The following is a 26,846-nucleotide window of genomic DNA, read 5'->3' as shown; positions in this document are numbered from 1 at the left end:
CGTCTAATTTTCAGGCGAATTGAATATCGTGGTGATCCTAAAACCGTGGCGTTGTTCGCGTTTCCAGCTGTTGAAGCACAACGCAGCGAACGGGCAAATGAAGCCTATAGATATTGCCAATTTTCTGTGAAGGATGACCGCCCAAACTCGGATAGAGAGCGTTAAGTTCGCGCCAAGACGCCACGAACTCCTCCAATGGCTTCATCAATCAGCCTAGCCATTTTGAGTAGTCGCTGACCAGAAGATATGTCGGCGCGACGTCCTCCTGAACCTCGGCAAATCGGCCAATTGGGTCGCGAAAAACATTGTCGGTCTCGTCGTCATTGACGGTCGAGACCTCGCCGATCAGCACATCGCCACCTTCGCCCCAAAACGCGTGCCAATCACCAGGGCGAAGGGTGACGCTTTCACCGGGGGCCAGGCGCAGTTTCTCGCCCGGGCCGTAATCGCGGCGGATACCATCCAGCCAGACTACGCCGCCGCGATCCTCTGCAAAACCTCCGACATCATCCGAGCCGAAAAGCTCGACCACTAGGGTCGCGCCACCACGGTTGATGATATCTTCTGCCTTCAGAACATGCGTGTGCATCGGCGAAAGCTGATCTTGCCGTGAAATCAACAGCTTCTCAGCGTAACACATGCCGCCACCTTTCGCCAAGTCGCTCTGCAGACCGTTGCGCAGGGTGAAAAGAAACAGGCCCATCCGATCAAAATCACCGTCGCCGTAATCAGTGATATCCCAACCGCAACGCGCGTCAATCACGTGACGGGCATCGCTTTCACGAGCCTTAAATTCTTCTGGCGTCCAATAGGCAAACGGCGGCAATGTGAAACCGTGAGAGCGAATTAGCTCATTTGCTTGCGCCATAATCTCGTTGATGCGCGAACGTTTCATGCGGGCACTTTTTGAATCTTGAGAATTTCAATCACCATTGCAGCTGTCCAAGTGAAATCTCCACCCCCACACGGTTCACCGCTGATGGGATCATAGTATTCCGCAAAGCCGCTTTTCTCAATGAGGCGCAAGCTGCCAGCAAGGATACGTTGTGCCATTGCTTCCTGTCCTGATTGGATAAGCCCTTCGGCAATCATATAGTTCACGACCAGCCATGTCGGTCCACGCCAGTAGCGTTTACTGTCAAAGGCGTCATCCCCCGGGTCGTGGCTTGGCACCAGATAATCGCATCGCTCGGACAGCAAGGCGATCCTTCGCACCAGGGCTTCGGCACGCTCGGGAGGCACCTGAGCAATTGCCGCAAGTAACCCGCCGACCGTTGGCGTGTCTTGCAGAATCCCGGCGGCGCGGTTGTAACACGTGTATTGTCCAAGATTTGCATTCCATAAGCTTTCCAACGCTTCACGGCCCTTGGTGGCCATTTCGCGCGCTTCAGAGGCCATGGCAGGAATACCCAAAATCTCCGCTAATTCCGCAACATCGTCACAAGACCGAATAAGGATGGCATTGAACCCCGGGTCAACCAATCGGAAAGGCGAGGCGTCATGTAGTTTTGTGTTGTCCCATCGCAATCCGCGGAAGTGTTCCACCAACCAGATATACCTTTGGTACTGATCATCTGTCGGGCGATGATCGGGATTGGCATGTGTTGTATCGCGTCGCGTGAACGGTGCTATGCCCTCAGTCGGTACAGCATCCAGCCCTTCGTCCCAGTCCACCGAGTTGTCTCGCCCGGATTCCCACGGGTGAATGATTGCCACCAGCCCGGTGTTTTCTGGATCGCGGTTGCGGTAGAACCACTGATGCCATGCGTGGACCTTGGGCAGAAGTTCAGCAAGCCGCGTCCGGGTGGCGGCTTTGTCTTCGGCCCGATTATAGAGTTTGCGCAGGGCAAGTCCCGCAACCGCCGGCTGGGTGATACCGGTCGTCGGTACAGATTGGCCGGTTTGCCAGACGTCAGGACCGGGGAAATAGCCGTCATCGGGTTCGTGAAAAACGATATGGGGCACCATACCGTCTTCCCACTGATGGGCCATTAGGGTCTCGACCTCGACCCAAGCCCTGTCCATGTCAAAATGCGAAAAGCCTAGCGCAGACAATGCGCTATCCCAGTTCCACTGAAAGGGATAGAGACCGTGGGTAGGCACGGTATAACTGCCACGGTCGTTGCCTTCCATTACTTTGCAGGCCTGATCGATCAGCGCTTGGCTCATCGTGGTTCTCCTTTACGCAACGGCCAGAGTTGTTTTGGGGTCAAACCAGCGTCCGCGACCCTCTTGCGGCGCCAAGGTGAGTACGTCACCTGGTTTCACGTCGAGCTCACTATCCAGCACAGCGCGGAATTGGTGTCCGTCCACATCGCAAGTCACCAGCAAATGCGCGCCCAGAGGCTCCACAACTTTGGCCCGCGCTCCGAAACCCTGATCTGCAATGCGCAGATCTTCCGGTCGAATCGCCCATTTCAGCTCTTTGCCGTTTGCCGGCCCGTCAAGGTTTTGCCCTGCCACATTCCAGCGCCCGGAACCCGCTGCTTCGGCAGGAAGGAAGTTCATTGGCGGATTGCCGATAAAGCTGGCCACAAACTCGGCCGCGGGATCCCGGTACACCTCGATAGGCGAGGCGGCCTGAACTATTTTGCCCTGATGCATGACGCTGATCCGGTCAGCCATGGACATAGCTTCGACCTGATCGTGGGTCACGTAGATTGCTGTGGTTTTACTTTCAGCCAGAACACCCTTCAGCTCGGCCCGCATCTCCATCCGCAACAATGCGTCAAGGTTAGACAGCGGCTCGTCCATCAGGATCACATCCGGTTCCATCGCCAATGCACGGGCAACGGCGACCCGTTGGCGCTGACCACCCGACAGCTCGCCCGAATAGCGCTTCAGAAGCTGCTCGATATGCATCAATCCAGCGGTGCGTTCGACCCGACGTTTGACTTCCGCATCGGGCAGTTTCTGCATCCGCAGACCAAAGCCGATATTTTCGAACACAGTCAGATGCGGGAACACCGCGTAATTCTGGAACACCATCGAGATACCGCGATCCTTTGGCGACAGGTGATCCACCCGGCGACCACCGATCCAGACCTCGCCGGTGGTCGCTGTCTCGAGCCCGGCAATGATACGCAAAAGCGTGGACTTGCCGCAGCCCGAAGCACCTAAAAGCACCATGAATTCCTGATCCGAGATGGTCAGGTTGATGTCGTGCAGAGCCTGGTAGGACCCAAAGTTCTTGGCGATGTTTTTGATCTGTATTTCAGCCATAACAGTTTCCTTTCAGCCACCGCTCAGCGGTTGGCAATACCCCACATGGCAAAGAGATATTTGCGCACGGCGAAGATGAAAATCAGTGCAGGCACCACGAGAATGAACCCGCCTGCAAATTTCAGATGCAGCGGTGCTTCGCCCAGGGTCTGCAACAGGAACGCGGGAAGCGTCCGGTTTTCGATGGTCAGAACGGCGGCTGCGAAAACCTCGTTCCACGAGATCACGAAGGCAAAGATAGCCGAGGCCGTGATCCCCGGGAGGACCAACGGCAGGATCACCTTGGTAAAGGCGGTCAGACGCGTGCAGCCCAATGTCCAGGCCGCTTCTTCCAGCTCAAGCGGAATGCCTGAGAATAGCGAAAAGGTTATGAGCACCGCAAAGGGGATTGCCAGTGTGGTGTGGACAAGGGCCAGACCGAAGGCTGTGTCATCCAGACCCGTGCGGATAAAGAGAACCGCCAGAGGCAACGCCAGAAGTGGCAGTGGGAAAGCCCGTGTCAGCAGGATCAACAGGCGGAACAGTTCCTTCCCCCGGAAGTCGAACCGTGACAGGGCATATCCAGCCGGGGCTCCGATCGCGATGGACATCACCATCGTCATCAATGCAACCACAACTGAATTCCACAGTGCCGCCAGCATTCCCTGGAACCCCGCAAAGAATTCCAAGGATCCCATGTCAAATTCCGGGAGGAAGCTCTTGGGGAAGCTGTTCACAGTATCCGGTGAGGACATCGTGTTCACAAACAATAGGTAGAGCGGGACGATCACCCAGGCGCACAGCAGGATAACCCCGGCCCGGTAAAGCCCCTTCCCCGCCTTTCGTGCGTCGGGGGCAACTACGTCTGCAGCAGCCGTCATATCGTGGCTCCTTTCGGGACGCGCAAGGCGCGCATAATGATCAGAGTGAAGACGATTGAGATAATCAGAACGATGATCGCGAGTGCTGCTGCTGCACCGCCATTTTGCAGATCAAACTGATAGGCGTAGATCTCGCCCATAAGCACCGGGAAAATCGTGCCCCCAAGGGCTGCGACCACGGCAAAAACCTCAAAGGCAAGGATGACGCGCAGGACCAGGGCCGTTTGCAGGGACGGGCGCAAAAGGGGCAGGGTGATCCGCGTGAATTGCTTCCAGCGCGAGGCTCCGAACACGTCTGCGGCCTCGTAGTATTCCTTGGGTATCAAGCCGATGCCTGCGACCAGGATCACAAGCATAATCGCGGTTGCGCGCCAAATCTCGGCCAGCATAATCGCAAGGAATACAATCCAGGGGGTCTGATAGCTCAGCAAACTCACAGGTTGGTCAGTGACACCCAATCCCACCATCATCGAATTCAGGAAGCCTGACTGCTCGAAGATAGCCAACCAGATGATACCAGCTGCAAGGTCCGAAATGCCCAGCGGGATGGTCCAAATGTACAGAACCAGATCGCGTCCCCTTTGCATCTTCGTGACCATTGTGGCCATCAGAAGCGAAAGGGCCAACTGGATCGGCACCACAGCCGCTGCCAGAAGAAAAGTGTTCTTCATTGAAATCGGGAACTTCCAGTAGTTCACAACCTCGCGAAAGTTATCCAGTGAGAAACCGCTCTCGGTTCCAAAAGCCTGCTGCGCCACCAACGCAAACGGGTAAAGAAAGAACAGGCAGAGAAACAGAGTCACCGGGAGGATCAGAAGGTATGGCAATAGCCGCGCTTCCATCGGACCGCTCCTTCAAGTTGGGAAAATGCTGGGGAGCCGGGCCGCTATTTCAGCGGCCCGGCCGTTGGAAAGGTCTTACTCGACCGGGCACGCGCCTTCCGAAGGCGCATCAGGTGCCCAGCAGGGCGCGCCGGTTTCGGTCATGATTTTTTCAAGCTGTTTCTTCTGATCATCCAGGACCTGCTCGATGGGCTGGCCAGCCAGAACAATGCGTTCAAATGTATCTACGTAGACACGATTGAAATCACCGCCCATGCTGCCCAGACCTGCGGGCAACAATCCAGGATTGGCATCTGCCGAACCGCTCATCTTGGCAACGGCTTCACCGGCAGCTTTTACCGAAGGCGGCAAATCGTCTGGCAACTCGACGTCAACGACAGGGAAGAAGTTAGTGGCTCTCAGAGTTGCGATCTGCGTCTCTGGCTGCATCAGATAAGTTACCAGAGCTTTGGCACCTTCTGCATCCGGCGCGGTGCGCGGAATGGCTACACCTGCCAGAACAGGCATGAAGCCACGGCCGGTCGGACCTGCGGGTGCCGGGAAGGCGACGAAATCATCGGGGCGTTCATTGAATGCCTGCGCCAGGCGCGAGGTGTGATCGAAGACGATCCACGCATCTCCGTTCAATAGCTGTTCCTGCATAAACGAGAAGTTGGTTGATGCAGGGTTTGTATGGCTCCAAAGCTCTTTGAACTTCTCCCATGCGGTCACAGCCTCGGGCGAAGCAAACGTTCGCACGACACCGTTAGTGTAGGACGGGTAAAGATAGCCTTGGAAAAAACGGTGTTTCAGCCCTTTGGGCCCAGCCGGAAAACCGAATTTCTTCTGACCAGTCGCTTGTTCGACATTGGCTGTCCATGCGATCAACTGGTCATAGGTCAGCGCGTTAACGTCTGCACCTTCTGGCAGGTATTGCAGCGCTTCCTTGTTGGCGGCCATGATATAGCTAGCTTGCATCCACGGCATGTATTGCAGGCTGTCCGTTCCCAGCTTAGCCAGATCGTTGAAAGTGTCCGACGCCGACATCACACCCAGATCGCTGAGATCCATCAGATCATCGGGGTTCATTGCCGAGAAGTTGCCGTGCAAAGAGCCCAGCAGATCAATACTACCCGAGCCCGCCTGCAACTCGGCTTGGAGCCGGGTCAACCAAGGGCCATCTTCGTTTGGCTGGTAGTCAACTTCGCCATCAAATCCACCAAGCACCTCGGCCCGCATGGCTTGCGCCTCTTCAGCAGGACGGGCTTGGGTCGACCAGAACAGAGTTTCGGCTTGTACGGCAGCTGCGCCAACAAGAATAGCCAAACCTGATACGGCACCCGCAAGTTTCGATTGAATGGACATGTTTTCCTCCGTTTGTCTGAGGCTGGCCAAAATCTGGCAACCTCCCTCCCTCGCCGACAATCTTGGATCAGTCTATGGCGAATGCTGGCACTATGATATATCGTTTTATCATGAGTCAAGCCGGATAGCCCGTTTATGCTTCCATATTTTACTTGAAGTATTCGATTTCGACTGCAAAATAGACAAAACGTTATACCTATAAAAAACTCATCCATGGCGAAGAAACCCACCCTTTCCAGCGTTGCCAAAGAAGCTGGCGTGTCAGTACCAACTGTTAGTCAGGTCTTGCGCGACACAGGTCGAATTTCAGAAAAAACGCGTCAAAAAGTTTTGAGCGCGGCTAAGCGGCTTCGATACGTCCCAAATCACGCTGCGGCCACAATGCGATCGGGCGACAATCGCGAAATCGGCTTTATCCTTAACAAGTTGGCAAACCCGTTCAACGCAGAGGTTGTTAGCGGCGCTGTTAACCTGCTGGAGGCCGAGGGCTTTATGGTTTCGGTCCTCGATGCTCAAGGAGACCTTCAGCGCCAGGACCGCCTTTTGGAAGCCTGCATCAGATTTGGTCGACGTGGTCTGATCTGGGTTCCGGCACTCAACACCAGCGGGGACGCCATGGGGCTTTTGGATGCTCACGGTGTTCCTGCTGTCACATTCATGCGAAAGGTGTCTCAGTCTCTGGATCACGTTGGTGTTTTAAACAAAGAGGCCCTCGTGCAGGCCACACAACACTTGATTGATTTGGGGCACAGGCACATCGCCTACTTAGGCGGAACCGAACAAACGTCTGTGCGCGAAGAGCGCATCGCCGGTTATCTGAGTGCCTTGGAGAAATTGGGCGGCGTGCATCCGGTTATCTGGCCATGCGAAGAAACCAAACGCTCTGGTGTTGAAGCGATCACCGCACTTCGTCAGCGACACCCTGAGGTAACAGGCGTTGTTTGCAATGGCGATGTTGTTGCACTTGGGGCATGCTTTGGCTTGATCCAATCCAATTTGAAACCCGGGCGTGACTTTTCAGTAGTAGGCTTCGACGACATCGAAGATGCCGCCGTCTCGACGCCTGGCCTCACAACAATGGCGATCAACCCAAAAAAATTGGGTACGCGATTGGCCGAGATCCTTCTGGACCGCATGCGAACACCTGAAATGCCAGTTCGTCATTTCGAGTATTCTGCAACCCTGACAATTCGAGGAACATCAGGGGCAGCCTCTGACCAATAAAATGAACGTCTTGGCTGCTGTTGCGCGTCCATTCCGGGTAACGCACTGTACTGTCCGTCTTGCTATGGCCAAGCAACAGTTGGACAGCGCGCAAAGTACCCGTTTTCTGATAGATCAACAGAATCAACGCCGCTTTTATGCGTCTGAGTGAATGGGTTCTCTGGCATGATGACACTCATCCAATCGCTTACACCTACTCTCGGACAAGCTTAGCGTATTGGCTCCGGGCCCAAGCTTCGACACCGCGCCAACGAACACATTATCCACTGCCATGATTGATCAACCGGTCTGCGGACGATGAAGTCGTCAGCTTGAGCTGATTGCCGCAAGGGGTCGTCTGCGAGGCGCGTGTCTGTGATCATGTTTTCGTTGGTTTTCCAGATGTGCGGTCATTTGACTGACCGCCAGAACCTCTTCAAACCCTTGTAGGGGTGCTCAGGAACGGCCGAAGGGAACAACCACGGGCATTGTGGGGCTCTCTCTTCTCGCGTTTTCGATAACAGCGTGATGGCTGGCGAAGACAAAGGTAGATGCTTGCGCCGCGTCTGTGAGATGGCGGGAAAGCGCCGGACGTTCGGCGACCCAATCCGGCCCGGATTCCGCAACGGGCAGAAAAACCGCACCGAAAACCGCAGCGGGTGTCAGCCACGCTGCGGCTTTGATCGGGATGCGAAGCGCCTAAACCTCGACTTTGACCTTGCCGATCGGGTTCGAGCAGCAGGCCAGAATGTACCCCGCGTCGATGTCGTCTTCCGAGATCCCTCCGTTGTGGACCATGTGGACCTCGCCAGCGGTTTTCTTGACCTTGCAGGTCCCGCACACGCCGAAGGTACAGCCTGACGGAATGTTCAGGCCAACCGAGCGCGCGGCGGCAAGCACCGTGTCGGTCTCGGCAACCTTGGCCGTCACGCCCGAGGTTGCGAACAGGATCTCGGCTCTGCTGTCGTCGTCCAGAACAACGTCATCCAACTCGGGCTGATCCGCCTCGGTTTCCACCGGCGCGCCGAAGCTTTCCTGATGGTAGTTGTTCATATCAAAACCAAGACCGGCCAGCGCGTCGCGTACCGCTTGCATGAAGAGCTCAGGACCGCAGCAATAGACTTCGCGCTCAAGGTAATCCGGCGCCATCAGCCCCAGCATCAATTGGTTGAACTGACCCTGATATCCCGTCCATGGGCGGTAGCGGTCCGGCTCTTCCACCACGAATTTCAGGTCCAAACCATCCGTGCGGCTGGCCATCTGTTCCAAGCGCTGGCGGAAGATGATCTCGGATGGCCTTTTGGCGCAGTTGATGAAGACAACGTCCAGATCGCGGCCTTCGTCCCACATGCAGGTGGTCATCGACATCATCGGAGTGATGCCCGAGCCAGCCGAGATAAACAGGAACTTGCGTGCATCGCTCAATGCGTTGGTGAACAGGCCCGCAGGCCCAATGGCCTTGAGCCGCATGCCGGGTTGAAGATTGTCCAGCATCCAGCGCGTGCCGATACTGTCGGGTTGCGCTTTGGCGGTGATGGTGATCGACCGCGGCCGCGATGGCGACGATGAGATCGTGTAGGTGCGATGCACAACGCCTCCGGGCTGGCCGGGCGCCGGAATCTCGAGCGTCAGGAACTGACCGGGGTGATAGGCGAACTGCGCCCCCGAGGGGGCACGGAACGAAAAGCTGGCAGTGTTCGGCATCTCGGGCACGACCGAGACACATTCCAGCATCTCTCCATCCTGCCAGACGGCTGATGAAAGCGTGTTCAGGTCTTTCATCAGACTTACTCCGCCGCAATGGAGTCAGGGGCCAGGCGGGCCGACACTGTGTTGCAATACCAATCCACGAATTGCAGCACGCCGGATTCCTGAATGGCTGAATATGGGCCGGGCACATAGGCCGGGCTGTTGATGCCCTGCTGGTTGTCCTCGACCACCTGTCGATCTTCGTCATTCGTGGCGACCCAGACTTCGGTCAGGCGTTTCACGTCATAGTCAACGCCTTCAACCGCATCCTTGTTGACAAGCCATTTGGTCGTGACCTCGGTCTCTGTCGGGCTGATCGGCGTGACGCGGAAAACAATCGAGTGGTCGGCAAGAAAGTGGTTCCACGTGGTCGGATAGTGGAACTTCAAAAGCGATCCCGCATCCGCAAAGGGCGACCGGCCCAACCAGCGGCGCACGGCGGATTTCCCGTCCATCGTATAGCTCTCGGCGCCTTCTTTCAGCGGCATCCGCGCCAGACGGTATTGGCCGTCCTCGTGCAGGTAGAACTGCGATGGCATACCCGCTGCCTGGCACCTGTCGAAATGGGCTTGCATATAGGCTGGGGTTTCACCGCCTTCGATCCCCGTCACGCCCGGATCATCAGGGAAGGTCCGGCACAGCGCAGGGTGGTTGCCGCCGCAGTGATAGCACTCGCGATTGTTTTCCCAGACCAGTTTCCAGTTGCCGTTCTCGATGATCGTGCTTTCGAAGGCGACCTTGGCATTCGCAAGATCATGCGGCTCAAGATACGGGCGCGCGATATTGGCGAACGTGTCAAAATCCGGGGCGACATCCGCCAGACAGATGTAAACCAACCCGGCCAGCTCGCGGCAATGAACTGTCTTCAAACCATGCTGTCTGGGATCAAACTCCGGCCCCATGTCGCGGGCCCACAGCAATGAGCCGTCAAGTTCGTAGGTCCATTGGTGATACGGGCAAACCAGCTTCGGCGCGTTGCCTTTTGCCGCCTTGCATATGATCGAGCCGCGATGGCGGCAGGTGTTGTGAAACGCCCGGATCTGGTTGTCGGCGCCGCGCACGATGATCACGCGATAGGCACCCACGTTGAATGTTACATAGTCGCCGGCTTTCACCAGTTCGCAGGCAGGAATGGCAAAGAGCCATTCGCGAAAGTGGATGGTTTCCAGGTCGGTCTGAAAGATCTCGGGGTCGGTGTAAAAGGCCCGTTCCAGAGCATAGCCCGGGATTCGACGCGCCAACAGGTTTTGGACATTGTTCACTTCTGGCTCTCCTGCCGCGCCCCGCGGCATTGCTTGGGCAGATGACAGGGAGGAACCGTCCGGAGGCGCGCGAGGACCACGTCCGAAACCCGTGCCCCCACCGCCACCCGCGGTTTGACATATCTGCAAGGCTGGTTTCCGGACTTGAAAGGGGCTTGCACCCGGTTGCGACACCTTCCCGGGATCCTCGTCCCAGTGGTTGATTGTCGAACCTGACCTTCCTTACCGTTGCGGGGGCAGTGCCGGAATTCCACCGGCTTCCCAATTCTCCGCTGTCTGAGAATCAAGCAGCGGCACCTCACGATGGCAGCCTACTTTTTACCCGCTTGGGCGCTGAAATGCTTGCGACATTTCCGGTTTCAAAACAGACATGGAAATTTTCCGGCAGAGTGGACGGCGCCGGGATCACGGTCCTTGGCACAGGGGCGTGGCAGGCCCGCCAGCACGGCGTTTTGCAGGGGCCAATGGCCTTGCGATGGATGCGGCCACGTCTGACATCGGCGCCGTCAAATTGTCCCCCAACCGCGACGGCGAAGGCCCGGCTGCTCTGATCAGAAACGAAACCTTGCGCGTCGCCTGACCTTGGCTGGGAAAGAGAGTGTCAGGCCAAAGGAAAGCGGTTTGCAGCAATGCCCGTTTGGGTGACGTTGATCCGTGCGGGATGGTGCTGGCTTGCCATGAGGCAGGTAAAGACGGCGAATATCCGTCATGCGAGAGTTGCCAGCCCATCCTGTCAACGGATGGTAGAAAACTCGTTTTGTCCATAAAAAATTGTCTTTTTTCGGAAAAACCATTACGTTTTCCGACAATGGTGGAAAACACCGGAGGCAGTAAGAGAGCAGATGCCAAAACCGAAAACAGGTGTTTTGCGGACAAGGGTTCCTGCGCGCCTCATGGGAAAACGGGATGGTCTGTTTTTCCTCTGGGGGCAGATAGAACGCGCGCGTTTGAAAATCGAATGCGGCGAACGCGCCGAGGGCGCAGCCTCGGACGGGCCAAGGGCGAACACGGCCGGAGAGGTCAAGGGATCGACGACCGCATTGGTGGACGAGTTTATTTTCTACTGACTGTTGTGATGAAACCGGGCCTGGCGGCCCTATTTCTTCTCGAAGAACAGGATGACTTCACCCAGACGGACGCCATAGCGTGAGACATACGCGCGGTTCAGCAGACGGTCGTCATCCAGCAGCCACATCCAGTCGTCGAACTTGACACGCATGGTCCCGTCCTTGATCGGCAGGTCGATCTTGTATTTCCAGTTGAACGTATCCCCGCGTTCAATCCCGCTGGCGGTGCCCAGTACGCCAGGCGCCGTACCGGTCCATGTATCCTCTCCGGTTTTGGTCAATGTCCAGATACGTTGTTCCGTCGCGCCATCATCGTAGACGAAGTCTTCGACCAGAGTCAGGGTTTCGCCGTCCCATGTCCCGTCGATATCAACTGTGAATCTGCGGGGGATATTTCCCAGAACATCCTGAAACTGACCGTAGGCCACGGTTTTACCGTCGAAAAATTCCTCGAGGTTCAACTGTCGGTCCGACAGAAACGTTTTTGGTACCTTCGGTTTGCTGGAGCAGGCCGCCAAAATTGCAAGGCTTGCGATGGCAATGCAGGCGATGAAAGAGCGAAAGGTGATCATTGCAACGGCTTCCCTTCCGAAGTCGCGTCATACCCGTTTGACCCACTTGGATGCATCGGTTTCGAACTGGAGCTTGGACGCATTGTGGCGATCAGTTCCGCGACCTTGACGCCAAACTTGCGCATTTCGGACCGGTTCATGATGACGCCGGTTTCTGTCAGATACATCCAATCGGTGACATCCAGCGTATGTCCACCAGCATCATCTGGCAGAATGATGCGATAGGTCAGTTTCACCGTGGACCCCGAGATGATGCCCCGACCTTCGCCCACGATATCATCCGCCATTGCCGTGAACGTGTTGCCGGTTCCCAGCGTCAGGTACCATTTGCGGGTCATCTGTTTTCCGTTGGAATACGTGAAGTACTCGGTCAGCGTGCCCGCGTTGCCTTGCCATTCGCCGGACATGCGCGCGACAAAGCTGTTCGACATTTTGCCGTTGGGGCCATAGATCAGGCCCTCGGACAAGATCTCTCCGTTCAGGTGTTTTTTCAGCGAAAAACTTGGCCCGGTGCCGCTGTAATCGGACGGCGATTGCGCGCGAAAACTCAGCAGCCTTGCGCGGATGAAGACAGCGGTCAGAAGGACCAGAAGGATGATGGTGAAAGCGTTCATTTTCTTGTGACCTCGGTAGGCAGGGTCAACACCATCCCGAACGCTCCGACTTTCAGGATGCAGGGCAGCACCGCATAGGCAAGATTGAGTGTGGTCAGTGCCTGTGCGGAATTGGTTTGACCGGGGGTGAAACCGCTGCGTTCCAGCAGTGGCAGAGTGAAAAAGGCAGCCAGGGCGAGGCCCAGTTTGCCAGCGAAGGACCAGATGCCAAACGCGGCTGATGCGTTCAGCCCGGCCCGGGTCAGCACGACCGAGAACATGGCCGGCAACACGACCATATCCGCGCCCAGCGCCGCGCCCGAGGCGAGACAGATGAGGGCGAACCCGGTAAGGTTTCCTGCGCTCAGTGTGGCCGCGCCGATAAAGCCGGCGATCGAGAGCGGCATGGCGATTATCAGGGTCTGTTTCGGGCCAATCCTGTTGCTGAGCTTTGCCCAGAGCGGGACGCTCGCGCCTGCACTCAGGAAGAACAGGATCAACAAGGGACCCGCCTTGCCCGACAGTTGCAGCCGGTCTTCCACAAAAAACAGAAACAGGGTTGAAGTGATGGCAACCGGAAGGCTGTTTACCAAAGCCAGTGCAAGAAGGCGCAAGCCACCTGCCTGACCCAGTCCAGAAAAAGACAAACCTGTTCCTGTTATCGGGGTCCGTCGCCAGATCGGGACAGTCAGCACCAGGGTCAGAATGGATAGCAGTCCCAGAAACATTCCGAAAGCGGGGTAGCCTTGGGATTTTGCCCCGAAAGCAAACAACAGGGCTGGTGCGCTGGCTGCGATGACCACGCCGGTCAACTGCCCGCCTTCACGATAGGCGGCCAGTGTCATCAGCTCTTTCGGGTCGGTGCGCTTTGCCAAAGTTGCGCTGCGACCATACAGAAGAATGGTTCCCAGGCTGTACGCCGAGAACAGCAAGATCAGGATTGCGACCAGTTCCGGCACGCTGGCACCCTGCGGCAGATTGAAAAGCAGGGGAAACCCGATCGCCAGCCCCAAAGCCGCCATCGCCGCAAATGCAAGCTGGCCGCCGGGCCATCGGTCGATTGCCCAACCAATCAACGGATCCTGCACCAGATCCACCAAACGGATCACCAGCAGAACGGCACCAATGACCCCAAGGCCAATACCCAGGTTCACGGCTGCAAAGCGCGGCAAGTGGATATAAAGAGGAATACCCGCCGCAGCAAGCATCAACGCATAGAGACTGACTCGGGGATAGAGCATCACCGCCCCTGTAGCCTGCGCGTGAAGGACGCGGACCGCGTGTTGTCCCCCAGGAATACGGACATGAAACTGCGTTTGATGCCCGGATAGGCCATGGTGCAGGTCTTTTGCCCGTTCAGCCAGAAACTGATCTTGTCGGGACCGTCGGAAACCGCCAGATAGCTGTCCCCTTTTGCCACGGCCTTGAAGCACCGGTTCAGTTCGTCGCGAACGGGCGCTGAACGGCCGATGCGGTCCATCTCGTCCAGCGTCGAGTTGACCAGCGCTTTCTTCTTGATGTTCTTGCGATAGGTCAGTTGCAGGGCGATATCTTCGCTCCAACTGAACGGCGCACCTTTGGGGGTATAGAGTTTGGCGTCATAGATTGGCAAACCCAGATAGCGGAACGTCGCGGTTCCGCGCAGTTGGGCATCGTTCAGTTCTTCCGTGACCGGCGACGCGACCAGCCCATTGGGGATCAGCAAGGAAAGTGCAAGAAACGCTGTGCGCCATATCGCCTTATTCAGCGGCAACAGATAGGGCCGCGTCTTTCCCAGGAATGCCATTTTCAGCTCCGATGGTTTGCGGGGCACCATTTATTCGAGCAACGACATGCATCGCGCTGGCTATCCCGTCTTCGTGAAATCCGTGCCGGTTGTAAGCACCGGCAAACCAAGTTCGGTTCTGTCCCTGCATCTCGCGGATTTGCCCCTGCGCCTTCAGGGCGGCCTTGTCGAAGACCGGATGGGCAAATTCGACCTGGTCATAGATCTTTTCCGCGGGAATTTCTGATGAAGCGTTCAGCGTTACAAACAGCGGGTCACTGTCCGGAATGTTCTGAAGCCGGTTCATCCAGTAGGTTACCCCCACATCTCCGGCTTGCGAACGATAGGTCCAGCTTGACCAGCAGGCGCGCCGCTTTGGCATCTGACCTGGGTCACAATGCAATGTGGCCGTATTGGGCTGGTAGCGGATTGCGCCCAATGCAGCGGCTTCCGCGGGGGTCGCGCCATCACCCAAAATGGCAAGCGACTGGTCGGAATGGGTGGCCAGGATGATTTCATCGAACTGATCCACGGCGCCCTGGCTGTGGATGGTGACGCCCATCTCGTCACGGGATACATTCTGAACAGGGCTGGCCAGACGTATTTCTGCCCCCCGCGCACGAAGGGCCGCGTCGATCCGGCGGACATACTCTATGCTGCCGCCTTTGACCGTGTACCATTGATGCTGGTTTGCGCGACCACTTGCCAGCAAAGCGTGATTGCGGAAAAACTGCACCAAAGAGCGTGCGGGGAACTGATCCACGAACTCGACCGGCGTAGACCAGATGGCACCGCACATCGGCATCAGATAATTGTGCCGGAACCAGTGACCCAGCCGCAGCTGGTCCACCAATTCGCCAATCGTGGTGTCATCGTCCTTGGCGGCTTCGGGGGCTTCTTTGCCAAACCGCAGAATATCAGCGATCATTTTATAGTAAGCCGGACGCGCCAGATTGCGCTTTTGAGCGGTCAGTGTGCGCAGATTGTTCAACCCGTATTCAATGCGGCCATTGTCGATTGTCGCGCCAAAGCTCATCTCGCTTTCGATCACGGGCACGCCCAGCTCATCAAACAGCCGGGTCAGGTAGGGATATGTCGCATAGTTGAAGACGATGAAGCCCGTATCGACCGGTTGATCCCCGTTCTTTCCGGCCATCACCGTGCGGGCATGGCCACCAAGCCGAGGTTCGGCCTCATAGACTGTCACGTCGTTGTTTTCTGAAAGATAGTAAGCGGCGGAAAGTCCCGAAATGCCTGCACCTACAATCGCGATTTTCTTCCGTACACCCCGGGGTTCGTCGAACATTCCAGCCTCTTTATGTGACAGTTTACAAAAAGATACGCAGGGTAGGCACAAGTGGATCAATCCGATTAGAAGTTTTTAACAGATGCACTACCTTGTGGCTTCTGGTTTGAGCTTCCGTGACCTGCGCTACCGTTTTGATCCGAAGCGGATGCGAGGCCGTATTATGGTGAAACACAACTGAATCGGCCCACACATGAGCAGCTTTGACGGCAAAACCATTTGGATCATCGGCGCAAGCGAAGGGCTGGGTCGCGCTTTGGCGCATGCGCTTGGCCAACAGGGTGCTTCCCTGATCCTGTCTGCGCGCAATCTTGAGCGGTTGTCCGAACTGTGTTCTGAACTGCCGGATGCGCGCGCGATCCGGTGCGATGTGACCGAGTTAGACTCTGTTCGTTCGGCTGTTGCCGAGGCGGGGCATGTCGACGGGCTGGTTTACAATGCAGGTGCGTATGACCCCATGCGTTCGGCCGAATGGGACACCGAGGCGTCGCTCAGGATGAGCGATGTGAACTATCTGGGTGCGCTACGGGTTCTGGGTGAAACCGTTCCGGGTTTTGTCCGGGCAGGCCAGGGAGAGGTTACTTTGATCGGGTCACTGGCCGGGTATCACGGGCTGCCCGCCGCAATCGGGTACGGAGCCAGCAAGGCCGCGCTGATTTCTCTGGCCGAGACGATGCGACACGACCTGGCGGGTACGGGCGTGACGGTGCGTATCGTCAATCCGGGCTTCATCAAAACCCGCCTGACCGAAAAGAACGGTTTCAAGATGCCGATGCTGATGTCGCCCGAGGATGCGGCGGATCGCGTGGTCAATGCGATGGCGCGTCGCCGTTTCCGTACGGATTTTCCGGCACCGTTTTCCTGGTTCATTCGTCTGATCGACTGTTTGCCGGATCTGCTAGTTTATCGTGGAAAATAGACTCTAACAAAACTGCCCCTGACAGAACCAGCCTGCGGACATCGCGCCCCCGTGGCCATAGAACAACCACAGGCGCTCGCCTTGTTCTGTCACCACCACCCAGTAATCGCGTACCCCGCTGCGCCAGTTGGGGTCATCCAGCCACCATTCCGGCGCGATGCGTTCCGGGCCGGTGGCCTGCGCCAGTTGCCAGTCTCGTCCACGCCAGCGAAAGGTGCAGGGCACATTCGGGGTTTCCGGGGCCATCACGGGTTCGGGCTGCCACATCTGCAAGGGGCGGGGGCGCGGCGGGGCAGGCCAGTCGCGCGCGGGTTCCGACCAGGCCGCCGCCAGCGTTTGCGCCGTTTTCTCGGGGATATGAGAGGCCGCAGGATGCCGCCGGGTGATCGCGTCCAGCCCGACCCGCGCGCCCAGCTTGGCCGTAAGGTCATCCACGGCTGTATTGCCCTCAAGCCGGTTGCAGGCCACGCGGCGCGCTTCGGCATGACCGGCGATGGTGCGGGCGTGGATGGGTTCTGTCTGGATCGCTTCAAGCCGCAGCAAGTCGATGCCATAGCCTGCGTCGATCTTGTCAACTTTCATCTCTAACAAAGGGCGAATGCGATTTTTGTCATAGGTCGGACGGGCCAGGCCGATCTCGATGATTTCAGCGGCCTGATCCGCACGGTGGGCTTCCAGACGCAGCGTGCGGGCCCCGCGCCCCTTCTCTTCCAGTTTGGTGCAGAGCGTTGGCAGAATCCGATCGACAGCGGCCATCACGTCTTCGACCAGGCCAATCGGGTTGGGCAGAGTCATCCGCACCGCAAAGTGATGTGGCGGACGGGCGGGCGAGACCGGCTCGGGCGCGCTGCCCATGGCCTGATCCAGACGCAACACCAGCCCGCGGCCGAACCGCCGTGCCAAACTGGCACGCGGCTGGCCCAGCAGATCACCGATCCGGCGCAGGCCTAGGCGGTTCAGTTGCGCCACGGTCTGATCGTCCAGCCGCAGCGCCGCGATGGGCAGGGGGCTGAGCGCGCCATAGGCCTGCCCCGGCGCGGCAATCCGCGCGCCACCGCCCAGCGCCATCACCTGTGGCGCGGCCCCGCCCCTGGTCCAGTGCCGCCGCTTGCTTGCCCGGGCGCGGGTGGCGCGGGCCTCTTGGTTGATGGCGTCGCCGTTGCGGTCAGACGTGGCCTCTTGCCCGGCATAGCGGGCCAGCGCCCAGGCCGCGCCCAGCGTGTCGGCGATACCCATCTGCACGCTCAGGCCCATGTCGGCGCAGTCGGTCTCAAGCACGCTCAGCAAGGTCTCTTCACCGCCGAACAGATGGGCACAGCCTGACAGGTCAACGATCAGGCCATCGGGGGCCTCTTCGGCCACCCATGGGCTGAACTTGCCCGCCCAGCGGCGCAGCGCGGTCAGAAACGCAGCCTCGGCCGGGGCGTTGCGAGGGCGGGTGATCAAGCTGGCGCACATGGCATGGGCATCGCGTACCGGCTGACCCACGCGCAATCCGGCGGCCTGTGCCTCGGCATTCAACGACGTGACGATCTGCATGTTCGACTGTTCGGCCACAACGGCCAAAGGCCCGGCATGCAGGCCCCGCGCGGCGCGGACCAGCCGTTCGGCCCCCAGACGGGGAAACCACAGCGAAAGAATTCGGCGTTTGGGCATCGGCAGGCATCATTGATGTTCTTATTTTGTTCTTAATTCAGAATCACCTGCCGAGTCCACGCTTACCCGCAGGTCAGACGCTGAATAACACCGGTGTCGTTCACATAGACGTTCAGCCTGTCGATACGGTAATCCTGTGTGGCGATGTCATCCGGGCCCAAAACACGAGACCGTTCGGGAAGGTCGGCTTGAATCGTTGATACGGGCTGACCGACCGTTTCGGCAAAGGGCTCGCCCTTGCAAAATGCCAGATCAACAGGAGCGTCTTCTGAGGTGGTGGCGACATCCTGCGGAACGCTTGTGTCTGCGCAGGCCGCCAGAAAGATAAAGATCGGTAAAAAACGGTGCATTGGCGTTCCTCATTCTGGCAATGTCGTTTCTGCAATATCAAACAATTAGCCAACCTGCCAAGAAAGCACAGTTGAAAACACCCTGTATTTGACGCAGGGTCGGGGCAAAAGTGACAGGGAGATAAGTACCATGCGTACCCGTGCTGCCGTCGCCGTACAGGCGGGCAAACCTTTGGAAGTGATGGATGTGAACCTTGAAGGCCCAAAGGCGGGCGAGGTTCTGGTTGAAATCAAGGCCACTGGCATCTGTCATACGGATGAATTCACCCTGTCGGGCGCCGACCCCGAAGGCCTGTTCCCGGCCATTCTGGGGCACGAGGGCGCCGGCGTGGTGGTCGAGGTCGGACCGGGTGTGACCAGCCTGAAGCCAGGCGATCACGTGATCCCGCTCTACACCCCCGAATGTCGCGAGTGCGAATACTGTCTGCATCCCAAGACCAACCTGTGCCAGGCCATCCGCGAGACGCAGGGCCAGGGGCTGATGCCCGACGGCACCTCGCGCTTTTCGACGCTGGATGGCGATCCGATCCTGCACTACATGGGCTGCTCGACCTTCTCGAACCATACGGTCCTGCCGGAAATCGCGCTGGCCAAGGTGCGCGAGGACGCGCCGTTCGACAATATCTGCTATATCGGCTGCGGCGTGACCACGGGCATCGGCGCGGTGATCAACACTGCCAAGGTTGAAATCGGCAGCCGCGCCATCGTGTTCGGTCTGGGCGGGATCGGTCTGAACGTGATTCAGGGCCTGCGTCTGGCCGGGGCCGATCAGATCGTCGGCGTCGACCTGAACCCCGCCAAGGTCGAGATGGCCACCAAGTTCGGCATGACCGATTTCGTCAACCCGTCCGAGGTCGAGGGCGATCTGGTGCCCTATCTGGTGAACCTGACCAAGGGCGGCGCGGATTACACCTTTGATGCAACAGGCAATGTCGGCGTGATGCGCGCGGCGCTGGAATCGGCACACAAGGGCTGGGGTGAGTCGATCATCATCGGCGTGGCGCCTGCCGGGGCCGAGATCTCGACCCGTCCGTTCCAGCTGGTCACAGGCCGGTCGTGGCGCGGCACCGCATTCGGCGGTGCACGTGGGCGCACGGACGTGCCCAAGATCGTCGACTGGTACATGGAAGGGAAGATCGAGATCGACCCGATGATCACCCACACCATGGGTCTGGACGACATCAACAAGGGATTTGACCTGATGCACAAGGGCGAAAGCATCCGGTCGGTGGTGATTTACTAAGGGTCTAAACAGGGTATTTTTTTGGAACGGCGCACTGAATGTTGCGCCGTTTTTCATTCCCCAGGCCGCGACGCCCCCGTATCCGAACGCGGTGAGCGCACCCGCAAAACCGGGGTGTTGGTTGAGGTGGTGTTCGACCGGCTCTCGCGCCAGACAACGAACACACCGGACGCGATGATGATGCTGGCCCCGACTGCGACCCACATGTCGGGCGTTTCGCCAAAGAACATCATGCCGAATATCGTGGCCCAGATGATCTGGCTGTACTGGCTGGGCGCGACCACGCCGGCGGGTGCAGCGCGATAGGCCAGGATGATCAGGTGCTGGGCGATCACGGAAAACACGCCGACCAGCGCCATCATGGCCAGATGCAACAGGGACGGCGGCTGATAAACGGCCGGTTGGGCCAGGCTCATGACCGCGATCGCCAGCAGCATCGGATACAGGATCAGTACGGCCGAGCGTTCCTCGTTTCCGATCTTGCGCACCAGCACGGATGCGAAGGCGCTGCAGAATGCGGCCATCAGGGCGGCCAGATGGCCGAGCGTTATATCCGTTGCGCCGGGGCGCAGAACGATCAGCACCCCGATCAGACCCACGCCAACCGCAGCCCAGCGCTGGGCCCGGACGACTTCGCCCAGTATCGGAATCGACAGGACCGTGACGATCAGCGGGAAAGAAAACAGCAACGAATAGACCTCGGCCAGGGGCAGGACCGAAAAGGCATAGAACGCGCAGGACATTGCCGTGACCATCAGACCCGAGCGCAGCAACACCAACCAGGGGTGATGCGGCAGGAAGTTGCCCGTGGTCCGGTCCGTCAAGATCGTCACTGCCATCGGGACAAAGGAAAACAGCGTGGCAAAAAAGATGATCTGCATCACCGAGTAGGTCCCGCCCAGCGTCTTGATCAGCGCGTCATGGGTGGCAAAGACCGCAAAGCCCGCGAATGCATAGCCAAGACCCCGGAGGGTGGTGTTCTGAGTGCTCATGGGTCGGCCTCGGGTGATGTGTCGATGTGAAGGGGCAGCGCAAAAGGGGCTGTCTTGTCTCTGACTAACCCTATTTTCTCGACCCGCATAGCCCCTAATTTACCGCTAACATCGCAAGGCAGCCATGACGTGGGCTCAACGCAGGATCGGTGGTGCGTCCTTGGGCTGGCGGGCCGATTGCACCCCGGCCTTCATCCCAACACCGATGCGGCGCGCCAGAGCGACCCAGGGTGTGGCGGTTTCCGGGGGCAGGGTCTGGGTGGCGACCTTTTCGAACAGGTCCAGCCAATGGGCGAACATCTCGGGCTTTACGTCCGGTCGTTCGATATGCACCCGCTGCGGGTTGCCGTCATAGCTGCGCTCGATCAGGATGGCGTTGCGCCAGAAGGATGCGATCTTTTCCTCATGCGCGGGCCAGTCTGTGACATGGTTGGCGAATACCGGGCCAAGTACCGAGTCTTTCCGCACACGGGCGTAAAAGGCGCGAACCTGTGCGTTGATCTGCTCGGGCGTCGCGGGAAAGCGCGGCGGAAGGGTTGGTCTGGTCATGGTGGCCTGTTTTCGCCTCTGTTTTTTGGCGGATAGGCGGTTCCGGCGTTATATGACAGAGGTGGTATTGTCGCGCTGCCCTGGCGTCAGCAGGTGCCGCAGCAGAGCCACGGGATGCGCCCGCAGGCTCAGGCGGGTGGCGACGTAATCCTCGACCACCTGTTCGCCCAGCGACATCCGGGGCAGATGGGCGGCGGGCTCGTCCAGCGCCTCGCCTTCCAGATCCTGCGCGAACAGCGGCAGGGGCCTGGCGGTGGCGATCGCCTTGGCCTGCCACAGCGCCTCGCGCCGGGTCAGGCCGCAGGCGGCAAAGGCATCGGCCTCGGCCAGACGCTCGATCACCGAGGGCCCAAGGCCCGCGCGGCGCCAGACGTCGTCAATCTGATGATAGCCATTGCCGCGCGCGGCGGTCAGCCAGCTGGCGTCCTCCTCGCTCAGGCCTTTGATCTGGCGAAAGCCCAGCCGCAGGGCCAGCCCGCCATGGCCGTCGGGCTCCATCACGTTATCCCAGAAGCTGGCATTGATGCAGACCGGGCGCACCTGCACGCCATGTTCGCGCGCATCGCGCACGATCTGGGCGGGGGCGTAGAAGCCCATCGGCTGCGAATTCAGCAGCGCACAGGCGAAAATCCCCGGGTGGTGGCACTTGATCCAGGCGCTGGCATAGACCAGCAGCGCAAAGCTGGCCGCGTGGCTTTCGGGGAAGCCGTAGGAGCCGAATCCCTCGATCTGCGAAAAACACCGCTCGGCAAATTCGGCGTCATAGCCGTTGCGCTGCATCCCGCGCAGGAACAGGGTGCGGAATTCGCTGACATTGCCATGCTTCTTGAAGGTCGCCAACGACCGCCGCAGCCGGTCGGCCTGTTCCGGCGTGAAACCCGCGCCGACGATGGCGATCTGCATCGCCTGTTCCTGAAACAGCGGCACGCCCAGCGTCTTGCCCAAGACCTCGCCCAGTGCGTCCGAGGGAAAGCTGACCTCCTCCTCTCCGTTCCGGCGGCGGATATAGGGATGCACCATGTCGCCCTGGATGGGGCCGGGGCGGATGATGGCGACCTCGATCACCAGATCATAGAAATTGCGCGGCCGCATCCGGGGCAGAAAGTTCATCTGCGCACGTGATTCCACCTGGAACACGCCCACCGAGTCTGCCTTGCACAGCATGTCATAGACCGCCGGGTCCTCGGGCGGCAGGGTGGCGAGCGTATAGCTGGTCTGATGATGCTGGCCGATCAGGTCAAAGGCCTTGCGGATGCAGGTCAGCATGCCAAGGCTCAGAACATCGACCTTGAGGATGCCCAAGGAATCGATGTCATCCTTGTCCCAGCAGATGACGGTGCGGTCCTCCATGGTGGCGTTCTCGATGGGCACCAGCTCGTCCAGACGGCCCTCGGTGATGATGAACCCGCCCACATGCTGGGATAGGTGGCGAGGGAACCCGTTGATCTGATGCACCATTGTTAGAGTCTGTTTCAGGCGGCGGTCTTGGGGATCGAGGCCGATTTCGCGCATCCGTTCCGCCTCGAGCCCCGAGGCCGAGAAGAACCCCCACAGCTGCGAGGACAGGGCGGAAATCGTGTCCTCGGTCAGGCCCATGGCGCGGCCCACCTCGCGGATGGCGCGCTTGCCGCGATAGTGGATCACCGTGGCGCACAGCCCCGCGCGGTGGCGGCCATAGCGTTCATAGATGTGCTGGATCACCTCTTCGCGGCGTTCATGTTCGAAATCCACGTCGATGTCGGGCGGCTCGTCCCGCGCCTCGGAGACGAAACGTTCGAACACCATGGTGCCCATCTCGGGGCTGACCTCGGTGATGCCGAGACAGAAACAGACCACCGAATTGGCCGCAGACCCGCGCCCCTGGCACAGGATCCCGCGGCCGCGGGCGAAATGGACGATGTCGCGGACGGTCAGGAAATAGGGTTCGTATTTCAGCTTGCCGATCAGCGTCAGTTCATGCGCCAGCATCTTTTGGGCTTTCTCGGACGCCCCGGCGGGATAGCGCCATTTCAACCCTTCATGCGCCAGCCGATGCAGGCGCTGGGTCGGGGTTTCCTTGTCGCTGCCCTCGCTGGGATATTCATAGCGCAGCTCGTCCAGCGAGAATGTGAGTTCCTGGCTGAGCGCATAAGCGCGGGCCACGGCGTCCTCAAAGCCCTTGAAGATGCGCAGCATCTCGGGTTCCGAGCGCAGGCGCTGTTCGCCATTGGCCAGCGCGTGGCGGCCCAGATCGTCCACCTTGCGGCGCAGGCGGATCGCGGTCAGCACATCGGCCAGCCGGCGGCGCGAGCCGTGATGCATCATCGGTGCGGCGCTGGCGATTGTGGGCAGGCCTAAATGATATGATTCAGTCTCTAACAAACGAAAAAATGCCGTGTCTGCCCCGTTATAGCGGGGATGCATCAGCAGATGCATGCGCCCGGCAAAGCGGCGCGTCAACTGTTGCGCCTGTGTCCGCCACCCGCTCGTGCCGCCGCTCGGACGGCCCGCCTGTGGCCAAAGCAGTAGGTGCAGACCGTCGGAAAATTCCAGCAGGTCGGACAGGTGCAGGATGCACTCGCCCTTGGCCGCGCGCAGCCGTCCGGTGGACAGGAGGCGGCACAGGTTGGCCCAGCCCTGCCGGTTGATGGGCAGGGCGGTGACGGGCGGGGCGTCGGTAAAGATCAGCCGCGCCGCCGGGATCAGGCGCGGCACCGCATGCACCGGGAACGAGGGCGGTTTCGGGATGTGATCGGGGCAGGGCGGGCCGATGGGCGTGTTCTGCTCCTCCCACGCGCGGCGCTCGCGCACCTTGCGGGCGATCTCGCGCGCCTGGGTATGGGCGCGGACGATGCCGGCCACCGAGTTGTCATCGGCGATGGCGATGGCGGGCAGGCCCAGGGTGACGGCGCGCTCCATGTACTCCTCGGGGTGCGAAGCCCCGGTGAGGAAGGTGAAGTTCGACGTGATCGACAGCTCGGCATACATGGCGATTCCACATTATATTCACGTTTTGTTCTTTTTCGAGTCCTTTGCGCAGGAAACGGGTCGCCTGGACCAGGCCAGGCGCGCATGGTTGCAGAAAAAGGAGACCTGATATGTTCAAGATCACCGCTCTGCCCACTGACGAAGTCCGCGCCCTTCAGGCAGGTCAACCTGATGCATATGGCGCCGCGCCCGAGCGCGCCGTTTCGTCGGGGGCTGGCAATCCCTGTCGCCACTGCCTGAAGAACATTCCCGAAGGCGCAAAGATGCTGATATTGGCGCATCGCCCTTTTTTAGAGCCACATCCATACGCTGAAACAGGGCCGATCTTTCTGTGCGCAACGCCTTGCGAGCGCTATGAAGACGACGCCCTGCCCGAGATCTTGACCACTGCACCCGACTATCTGATCAAGGGGTATGGACCAGATGACCGGATCGTCTATGGCACCGGGGCAATCACGCCCAAAGATCAGATCGGCGCAAAAGTCAGCGATATTTTTGCCCGCCTGGATGTGGCCTATATCCACGTCAGATCGGCGCGGAACAACTGCTACCAAGCACGGATCGACCGGGTTTAGAGCTTGACCCGGTGCAGGCCCCGGCGCGGCTGGTCCTGATCGTCGGCCGGAGCATCGTCGGTGCGCGAGGAGGTCAGGGCCAGGAACACATCCTCGAGATCGGCCTCTTCGGTACGCACGTCGCGGATGCGGATGCCCGCCGCCCGGACGGATTCCAGAACCTGCTCGGCGCTGGTCCGGGCGCTGCGATATTGCAGTATAAGGCTGCCGTCTTCACGTAAGCTGGCCTCGACGCCTTCGGTCACCGGCAGGTCGACCACCGGGGTGTCCGGCACAATGACCATGGTCCGGCTGTCCATGCGGCCCAGCAGGTTGGCGGTACTGTCCTGAGCGATCTTTTCACCGTGGTTGATGATGGCGATTTCGTCGCACATCTCCTGCGCTTCTTCCAGATAGTGGGTGGTCAGGATGATGGTCACGCCCTGCTGGTTCAGCTTGCGCACATTGGCCCACAGCATCTGGCGCAGTTCGATATCGACGCCCGCCGTGGGTTCGTCCAACACTAGGATTTTCGGGTGATGCACCAGCGCCTTGGCCAGCAGCAGCCGCCGCCGCATCCCGCCCGACAGCGTGCGGGCATAGGCCTCGGCCTTGTCGCTGAGGCCGACCAGTTCAAGGATTTCATCGCTGCGACGTTCGGATTTCGGTACGCCGTACAGGCCTGCCTGTACTTCCAAGGCGCCCCGCGGGGTGAAAAACGGGTCAAGGTTCAGTTCTTGCGGCATCACACCAATCGCGGCGCGGGACTGCCGCGGATTCTGATTCTGATCGAAACCCCAGATCGACACACGGCCCGAGGACTTCACCACCAACCCGGCCAGAATATTGATCAGGGTCGATTTCCCGGCGCCGTTCGGGCCCAGCAGTCCGAAAACCGAGCCCCTGGGAACAGTCAAATCAATGCCTTTCAACGCGTGTTTCTCAGGCTGACCCTTGCTGCCACGATAGGTCTTGCGCAGACCTTCGATCCTGATTGCCGCATCGCTCATGTGGCTCTTGCCCCCGGATTGCTCATCGCTCATAAACGCACCTAATACATGCCCGCGAGGCCGACAACCGAAGAAGGATCGCCAGCCGTGACCATCGAAGCGCCGGAAACCAAGATCGTCGAAACCGCCCGTGTCGCCTGTGACGGCGGCGAAGGCGCATTGGGCCATCCGCGCGTCTGGCTGCAAATCCCCGAGGATACAGGCTGGGTCGAATGCCCGTATTGCGACTGCAAATATGTGCTGAAGGGCCGTGAACAGGGCTGATTGCCCGACCAGCCGGGTTTTGCCCAAATCTTGCCTCGGTTTTCATGTTAGTGCTTTGGCGCAACCAAAGCAGGGATACGTGATGACCGGAATTTCGGCCACTGACAATGTTAACCCGGTTTTCGGCTGGGTTGGGTTCTGCATCGCATCTTTGGCGTTGTTTGCTGCGTTGTTTATATTCTGGGCGGGGCCCTTTGCACCTCAGCAGACTGCGGGTGTGTCGCTGGGCGAACTGGCGGCCGAGATCGGCAAATCGACACTGAGGGCCGCCGCGGGGATGGAACAACCCGAGCCCGTTGCCCGCGCCCGCGATCTGGATGATTTCCTGCGGATCGGTGTCGCCATGCTTGGCGGGCTTGCGATCGTCATCTCGGCCGTTGGCATCCTGCGTCACGAAAAGCGGCGCCCTGCCATCGCCGGAATGGTTATAGGTACGGGGGCAATCGTGTTCCAGTTCTTTGCCTTTGCGTTTTTTGCGTTGCTGGGGGTGTTGGTGATCATGGCTTTGCTGAACAGTTTCTCTGACGTCTTCTCGGGATTGTTTGGCGGTTAGGCTG

The 26,846-nt window shown here is 59.1% G+C and carries 27 protein-coding genes, 1 pseudogene and 1 riboswitch; of the genes and pseudogenes, 8 read left to right on the top strand and 20 right to left on the bottom strand.

Annotated elements, in window-relative coordinates; all coding sequences use genetic code 11:
* Positions 1–208: 208 nt before the first annotated feature.
* The 6 genes from GOW31_RS18635 to GOW31_RS18610 all read right to left on the bottom strand — a co-directional run bounded on the left by GOW31_RS18635 (position 209) and on the right by GOW31_RS18610 (position 6,268).
* Positions 209–895: a D-lyxose/D-mannose family sugar isomerase gene (locus GOW31_RS18635; RefSeq protein WP_171172164.1), complete on the bottom strand. Its 687-nt coding sequence runs from the start codon at positions 893–895 to the stop codon at positions 209–211.
* A complete protein-coding gene (locus tag GOW31_RS18630) occupies positions 892–2,169 on the bottom strand; it encodes an amylo-alpha-1,6-glucosidase (RefSeq protein WP_171172162.1) in 1,278 nt (425 codons plus the stop codon). The genes GOW31_RS18635 and GOW31_RS18630 overlap by 4 nt, the downstream gene beginning before the upstream one ends.
* Before the next feature lie 12 nt (positions 2,170–2,181).
* The gene (locus GOW31_RS18625) at positions 2,182–3,222 is read right to left on the bottom strand and encodes an ABC transporter ATP-binding protein (protein WP_171116994.1); all 1,041 of its coding nucleotides are present in this window, start codon (positions 3,220–3,222) and stop codon (positions 2,182–2,184) included.
* Positions 3,223–3,245: 23 nt separating this feature from the next.
* On the bottom strand, positions 3,246–4,082 hold the full coding sequence (locus GOW31_RS18620; protein WP_171172160.1) for a carbohydrate ABC transporter permease: 837 nt from the start codon (positions 4,080–4,082) through the stop codon (positions 3,246–3,248).
* Positions 4,079–4,924 (bottom strand): carbohydrate ABC transporter permease, encoded by an 846-nt coding sequence (locus tag GOW31_RS18615; protein WP_152459492.1) that lies wholly within the window; start codon positions 4,922–4,924, stop codon positions 4,079–4,081. The genes GOW31_RS18620 and GOW31_RS18615 overlap by 4 nt, the downstream gene beginning before the upstream one ends.
* 75 nt (positions 4,925–4,999) lie before the next feature.
* Complete coding sequence (locus GOW31_RS18610; RefSeq protein WP_152459491.1) at positions 5,000–6,268, bottom strand: ABC transporter substrate-binding protein; 1,269 nt, start codon at positions 6,266–6,268, stop codon at positions 5,000–5,002.
* Positions 6,269–6,481: 213 nt separating this feature from the next.
* Here GOW31_RS18610 and GOW31_RS18605 point away from each other — a divergent pair, with 213 nt between their 5' ends.
* On the top strand, positions 6,482–7,492 hold the full coding sequence (locus tag GOW31_RS18605) for a LacI family DNA-binding transcriptional regulator (RefSeq protein WP_152459490.1): 1,011 nt from the start codon (positions 6,482–6,484) through the stop codon (positions 7,490–7,492).
* 37 nt (positions 7,493–7,529) lie between these two features.
* On the opposite strand, the pseudogene GOW31_RS22135 reads toward GOW31_RS18605, so the two are convergent.
* The 3 genes and pseudogenes from GOW31_RS22135 to GOW31_RS18595 all read right to left on the bottom strand — a co-directional run.
* Positions 7,530–7,649 (bottom strand): annotated as a pseudogene (locus GOW31_RS22135) (integrase); the annotation flags it as partial.
* Between the two features lie 521 nt (positions 7,650–8,170).
* Positions 8,171–9,253: a hybrid-cluster NAD(P)-dependent oxidoreductase gene (locus GOW31_RS18600; protein ID WP_171172158.1), complete on the bottom strand. Its 1,083-nt coding sequence runs from the start codon at positions 9,251–9,253 to the stop codon at positions 8,171–8,173.
* Positions 9,254–9,258: 5 nt separating this feature from the next.
* Complete coding sequence (locus GOW31_RS18595) at positions 9,259–10,512, bottom strand: aromatic ring-hydroxylating dioxygenase subunit alpha (RefSeq protein WP_171172156.1); 1,254 nt, start codon at positions 10,510–10,512, stop codon at positions 9,259–9,261.
* An 81-nt stretch (positions 10,513–10,593) separates the two neighbouring features.
* A riboswitch (cobalamin riboswitch) is annotated at positions 10,594–10,798 on the bottom strand.
* Between the two features lie 54 nt (positions 10,799–10,852).
* Between GOW31_RS18595 and GOW31_RS18590 the strand changes: the two genes are divergently transcribed.
* Together GOW31_RS18590 and GOW31_RS18585 are read left to right on the top strand one after the other, a co-directional pair.
* Positions 10,853–11,062, top strand: coding sequence for a hypothetical protein (locus tag GOW31_RS18590; RefSeq protein ID WP_171172153.1), 210 nt, complete (start codon positions 10,853–10,855; stop codon positions 11,060–11,062).
* Positions 11,063–11,375: 313 nt separating this feature from the next.
* Complete coding sequence (locus GOW31_RS18585) at positions 11,376–11,549, top strand: hypothetical protein (protein WP_217356710.1); 174 nt, start codon at positions 11,376–11,378, stop codon at positions 11,547–11,549.
* 29 nt (positions 11,550–11,578) lie between these two features.
* Here GOW31_RS18585 and GOW31_RS18580 read toward each other — a convergent pair whose 3' ends face one another.
* Genes GOW31_RS18580 through GOW31_RS18560 form a run of 5 tightly spaced genes read right to left on the bottom strand, consistent with a single transcriptional unit; the run spans position 11,579 to position 15,785 of the window.
* The gene (locus GOW31_RS18580; protein ID WP_171172149.1) at positions 11,579–12,121 is read right to left on the bottom strand and encodes a DUF3833 family protein; all 543 of its coding nucleotides are present in this window, start codon (positions 12,119–12,121) and stop codon (positions 11,579–11,581) included.
* Positions 12,118–12,735 (bottom strand): DUF3833 domain-containing protein, encoded by a 618-nt coding sequence (locus GOW31_RS18575; protein ID WP_171172147.1) that lies wholly within the window; start codon positions 12,733–12,735, stop codon positions 12,118–12,120. Before GOW31_RS18575 ends, GOW31_RS18580 begins: the two co-directional genes overlap by 4 nt.
* Entirely contained in the window at positions 12,732–13,955 is a 1,224-nt protein-coding gene (locus tag GOW31_RS18570) for an MFS transporter (RefSeq protein WP_171172145.1), read from the bottom strand. Before GOW31_RS18570 ends, GOW31_RS18575 begins: the two co-directional genes overlap by 4 nt.
* A complete protein-coding gene (locus GOW31_RS18565; RefSeq protein ID WP_254441759.1) occupies positions 13,955–14,500 on the bottom strand; it encodes a hypothetical protein in 546 nt (181 codons plus the stop codon). Before GOW31_RS18565 ends, GOW31_RS18570 begins: the two co-directional genes overlap by 1 nt.
* Entirely contained in the window at positions 14,454–15,785 is a 1,332-nt protein-coding gene (locus GOW31_RS18560; RefSeq protein WP_171172143.1) for an NAD(P)/FAD-dependent oxidoreductase, read from the bottom strand. The genes GOW31_RS18565 and GOW31_RS18560 overlap by 47 nt, the downstream gene beginning before the upstream one ends.
* 193 nt (positions 15,786–15,978) lie before the next feature.
* Between GOW31_RS18560 and GOW31_RS18555 the strand changes: the two genes are divergently transcribed.
* Positions 15,979–16,704 (top strand): SDR family oxidoreductase, encoded by a 726-nt coding sequence (locus tag GOW31_RS18555; protein WP_171172141.1) that lies wholly within the window; start codon positions 15,979–15,981, stop codon positions 16,702–16,704.
* Between the two features lie 3 nt (positions 16,705–16,707).
* On the opposite strand, the gene GOW31_RS18550 is transcribed toward GOW31_RS18555, so the two are convergent.
* Both GOW31_RS18550 and GOW31_RS18545 read right to left on the bottom strand, forming a co-directional pair.
* The gene (locus GOW31_RS18550) at positions 16,708–18,360 is read right to left on the bottom strand and encodes a DNA polymerase Y family protein (RefSeq protein WP_171172139.1); all 1,653 of its coding nucleotides are present in this window, start codon (positions 18,358–18,360) and stop codon (positions 16,708–16,710) included.
* A 62-nt stretch (positions 18,361–18,422) separates the two neighbouring features.
* Positions 18,423–18,710: an I78 family peptidase inhibitor gene (locus GOW31_RS18545; protein ID WP_152459479.1), complete on the bottom strand. Its 288-nt coding sequence runs from the start codon at positions 18,708–18,710 to the stop codon at positions 18,423–18,425.
* A gap of 130 nt (positions 18,711–18,840) precedes the next feature.
* Here GOW31_RS18545 and GOW31_RS18540 point away from each other — a divergent pair, with 130 nt between their 5' ends.
* Positions 18,841–19,953 (top strand): S-(hydroxymethyl)glutathione dehydrogenase/class III alcohol dehydrogenase, encoded by a 1,113-nt coding sequence (locus GOW31_RS18540; RefSeq protein ID WP_171172136.1) that lies wholly within the window; start codon positions 18,841–18,843, stop codon positions 19,951–19,953.
* 53 nt (positions 19,954–20,006) lie between these two features.
* Here GOW31_RS18540 and GOW31_RS18535 read toward each other — a convergent pair whose 3' ends face one another.
* The 3 genes from GOW31_RS18535 to GOW31_RS18525 all read right to left on the bottom strand — a co-directional run bounded on the left by GOW31_RS18535 (position 20,007) and on the right by GOW31_RS18525 (position 24,461).
* A complete protein-coding gene (locus tag GOW31_RS18535; protein WP_171172134.1) occupies positions 20,007–20,945 on the bottom strand; it encodes a DMT family transporter in 939 nt (312 codons plus the stop codon).
* A 135-nt stretch (positions 20,946–21,080) separates the two neighbouring features.
* Positions 21,081–21,494, bottom strand: coding sequence for a group III truncated hemoglobin (locus tag GOW31_RS18530; protein WP_171172132.1), 414 nt, complete (start codon positions 21,492–21,494; stop codon positions 21,081–21,083).
* 48 nt (positions 21,495–21,542) lie between these two features.
* On the bottom strand, positions 21,543–24,461 hold the full coding sequence (locus GOW31_RS18525) for an error-prone DNA polymerase (protein ID WP_171172130.1): 2,919 nt from the start codon (positions 24,459–24,461) through the stop codon (positions 21,543–21,545).
* 110 nt (positions 24,462–24,571) lie between these two features.
* Between GOW31_RS18525 and GOW31_RS18520 the strand changes: the two genes are divergently transcribed.
* Complete coding sequence (locus tag GOW31_RS18520; RefSeq protein ID WP_171172128.1) at positions 24,572–25,036, top strand: DUF1203 domain-containing protein; 465 nt, start codon at positions 24,572–24,574, stop codon at positions 25,034–25,036.
* Here the strand turns inward: GOW31_RS18520 and GOW31_RS18515 are convergent.
* Complete coding sequence (locus GOW31_RS18515) at positions 25,033–26,025, bottom strand: ABC transporter ATP-binding protein (RefSeq protein WP_171172190.1); 993 nt, start codon at positions 26,023–26,025, stop codon at positions 25,033–25,035. The two genes, GOW31_RS18520 and GOW31_RS18515, sit on opposite strands and share 4 nt — an antisense overlap.
* Positions 26,026–26,112: 87 nt before the next feature.
* Between GOW31_RS18515 and GOW31_RS18510 the strand changes: the two genes are divergently transcribed.
* Positions 26,113–26,289 carry a zinc-finger domain-containing protein gene (locus tag GOW31_RS18510; RefSeq protein ID WP_152459472.1) on the top strand — a complete coding sequence of 59 codons (177 nt, stop codon included), beginning with the start codon at positions 26,113–26,115 and terminating at the stop codon, positions 26,287–26,289.
* 55 nt (positions 26,290–26,344) lie between these two features.
* Entirely contained in the window at positions 26,345–26,842 is a 498-nt protein-coding gene (locus tag GOW31_RS18505) for a hypothetical protein (RefSeq protein ID WP_171172125.1), read from the top strand.
* The last annotated feature ends 4 nt before the right edge of the window (positions 26,843–26,846 follow it).

Origin of the sequence: Ruegeria sp. HKCCA0370, from assembly GCF_013033705.1 — a bacterium.
Taxonomy (GTDB): domain Bacteria; phylum Pseudomonadota; class Alphaproteobacteria; order Rhodobacterales; family Rhodobacteraceae; genus Ruegeria.
Note: the sequence above shows the minus strand (reverse complement) of the source record. Positions and strands in the feature narration are given on the sequence as shown.

Bases quoted from the DNA above. Each gene is read 5' to 3' on its own strand.
- GOW31_RS18635 (WP_171172164.1), bottom strand. From the start codon at position 895: ATGAAACGTTCGCGCATCAACGAGATTATGGCGCAAGCAAATGAGCTA.
- GOW31_RS18630 (WP_171172162.1), bottom strand. From the start codon at position 2,169: ATGAGCCAAGCGCTGATCGATCAGGCCTGCAAAGTAATGGAAGGCAAC.
- GOW31_RS18625 (WP_171116994.1), bottom strand. From the start codon at position 3,222: ATGGCTGAAATACAGATCAAAAACATCGCCAAGAACTTTGGGTCCTAC.
- GOW31_RS18620 (WP_171172160.1), bottom strand. From the start codon at position 4,082: ATGACGGCTGCTGCAGACGTAGTTGCCCCCGACGCACGAAAGGCGGGG.
- GOW31_RS18615 (WP_152459492.1), bottom strand. From the start codon at position 4,924: ATGGAAGCGCGGCTATTGCCATACCTTCTGATCCTCCCGGTGACTCTG.
- GOW31_RS18610 (WP_152459491.1), bottom strand. From the start codon at position 6,268: ATGTCCATTCAATCGAAACTTGCGGGTGCCGTATCAGGTTTGGCTATT.
- GOW31_RS18605 (WP_152459490.1), top strand. From the start codon at position 6,482: ATGGCGAAGAAACCCACCCTTTCCAGCGTTGCCAAAGAAGCTGGCGTG.
- GOW31_RS18600 (WP_171172158.1), bottom strand. From the start codon at position 9,253: ATGAAAGACCTGAACACGCTTTCATCAGCCGTCTGGCAGGATGGAGAG.
- GOW31_RS18595 (WP_171172156.1), bottom strand. From the start codon at position 10,512: ATGCCGCGGGGCGCGGCAGGAGAGCCAGAAGTGAACAATGTCCAAAAC.
- GOW31_RS18590 (WP_171172153.1), top strand. From the start codon at position 10,853: ATGGAAATTTTCCGGCAGAGTGGACGGCGCCGGGATCACGGTCCTTGG.
- GOW31_RS18585 (WP_217356710.1), top strand. From the start codon at position 11,376: ATGGGAAAACGGGATGGTCTGTTTTTCCTCTGGGGGCAGATAGAACGC.
- GOW31_RS18580 (WP_171172149.1), bottom strand. From the start codon at position 12,121: ATGATCACCTTTCGCTCTTTCATCGCCTGCATTGCCATCGCAAGCCTT.
- GOW31_RS18575 (WP_171172147.1), bottom strand. From the start codon at position 12,735: ATGAACGCTTTCACCATCATCCTTCTGGTCCTTCTGACCGCTGTCTTC.
- GOW31_RS18570 (WP_171172145.1), bottom strand. From the start codon at position 13,955: ATGCTCTATCCCCGAGTCAGTCTCTATGCGTTGATGCTTGCTGCGGCG.
- GOW31_RS18565 (WP_254441759.1), bottom strand. From the start codon at position 14,500: ATGGCATTCCTGGGAAAGACGCGGCCCTATCTGTTGCCGCTGAATAAG.
- GOW31_RS18560 (WP_171172143.1), bottom strand. From the start codon at position 15,785: ATGTTCGACGAACCCCGGGGTGTACGGAAGAAAATCGCGATTGTAGGT.
- GOW31_RS18555 (WP_171172141.1), top strand. From the start codon at position 15,979: ATGAGCAGCTTTGACGGCAAAACCATTTGGATCATCGGCGCAAGCGAA.
- GOW31_RS18550 (WP_171172139.1), bottom strand. From the start codon at position 18,360: ATGCCCAAACGCCGAATTCTTTCGCTGTGGTTTCCCCGTCTGGGGGCC.
- GOW31_RS18545 (WP_152459479.1), bottom strand. From the start codon at position 18,710: ATGCACCGTTTTTTACCGATCTTTATCTTTCTGGCGGCCTGCGCAGAC.
- GOW31_RS18540 (WP_171172136.1), top strand. From the start codon at position 18,841: ATGCGTACCCGTGCTGCCGTCGCCGTACAGGCGGGCAAACCTTTGGAA.
- GOW31_RS18535 (WP_171172134.1), bottom strand. From the start codon at position 20,945: ATGAGCACTCAGAACACCACCCTCCGGGGTCTTGGCTATGCATTCGCG.
- GOW31_RS18530 (WP_171172132.1), bottom strand. From the start codon at position 21,494: ATGACCAGACCAACCCTTCCGCCGCGCTTTCCCGCGACGCCCGAGCAG.
- GOW31_RS18525 (WP_171172130.1), bottom strand. From the start codon at position 24,461: ATGTATGCCGAGCTGTCGATCACGTCGAACTTCACCTTCCTCACCGGG.
- GOW31_RS18520 (WP_171172128.1), top strand. From the start codon at position 24,572: ATGTTCAAGATCACCGCTCTGCCCACTGACGAAGTCCGCGCCCTTCAG.
- GOW31_RS18515 (WP_171172190.1), bottom strand. From the start codon at position 26,025: ATGAGCGATGCGGCAATCAGGATCGAAGGTCTGCGCAAGACCTATCGT.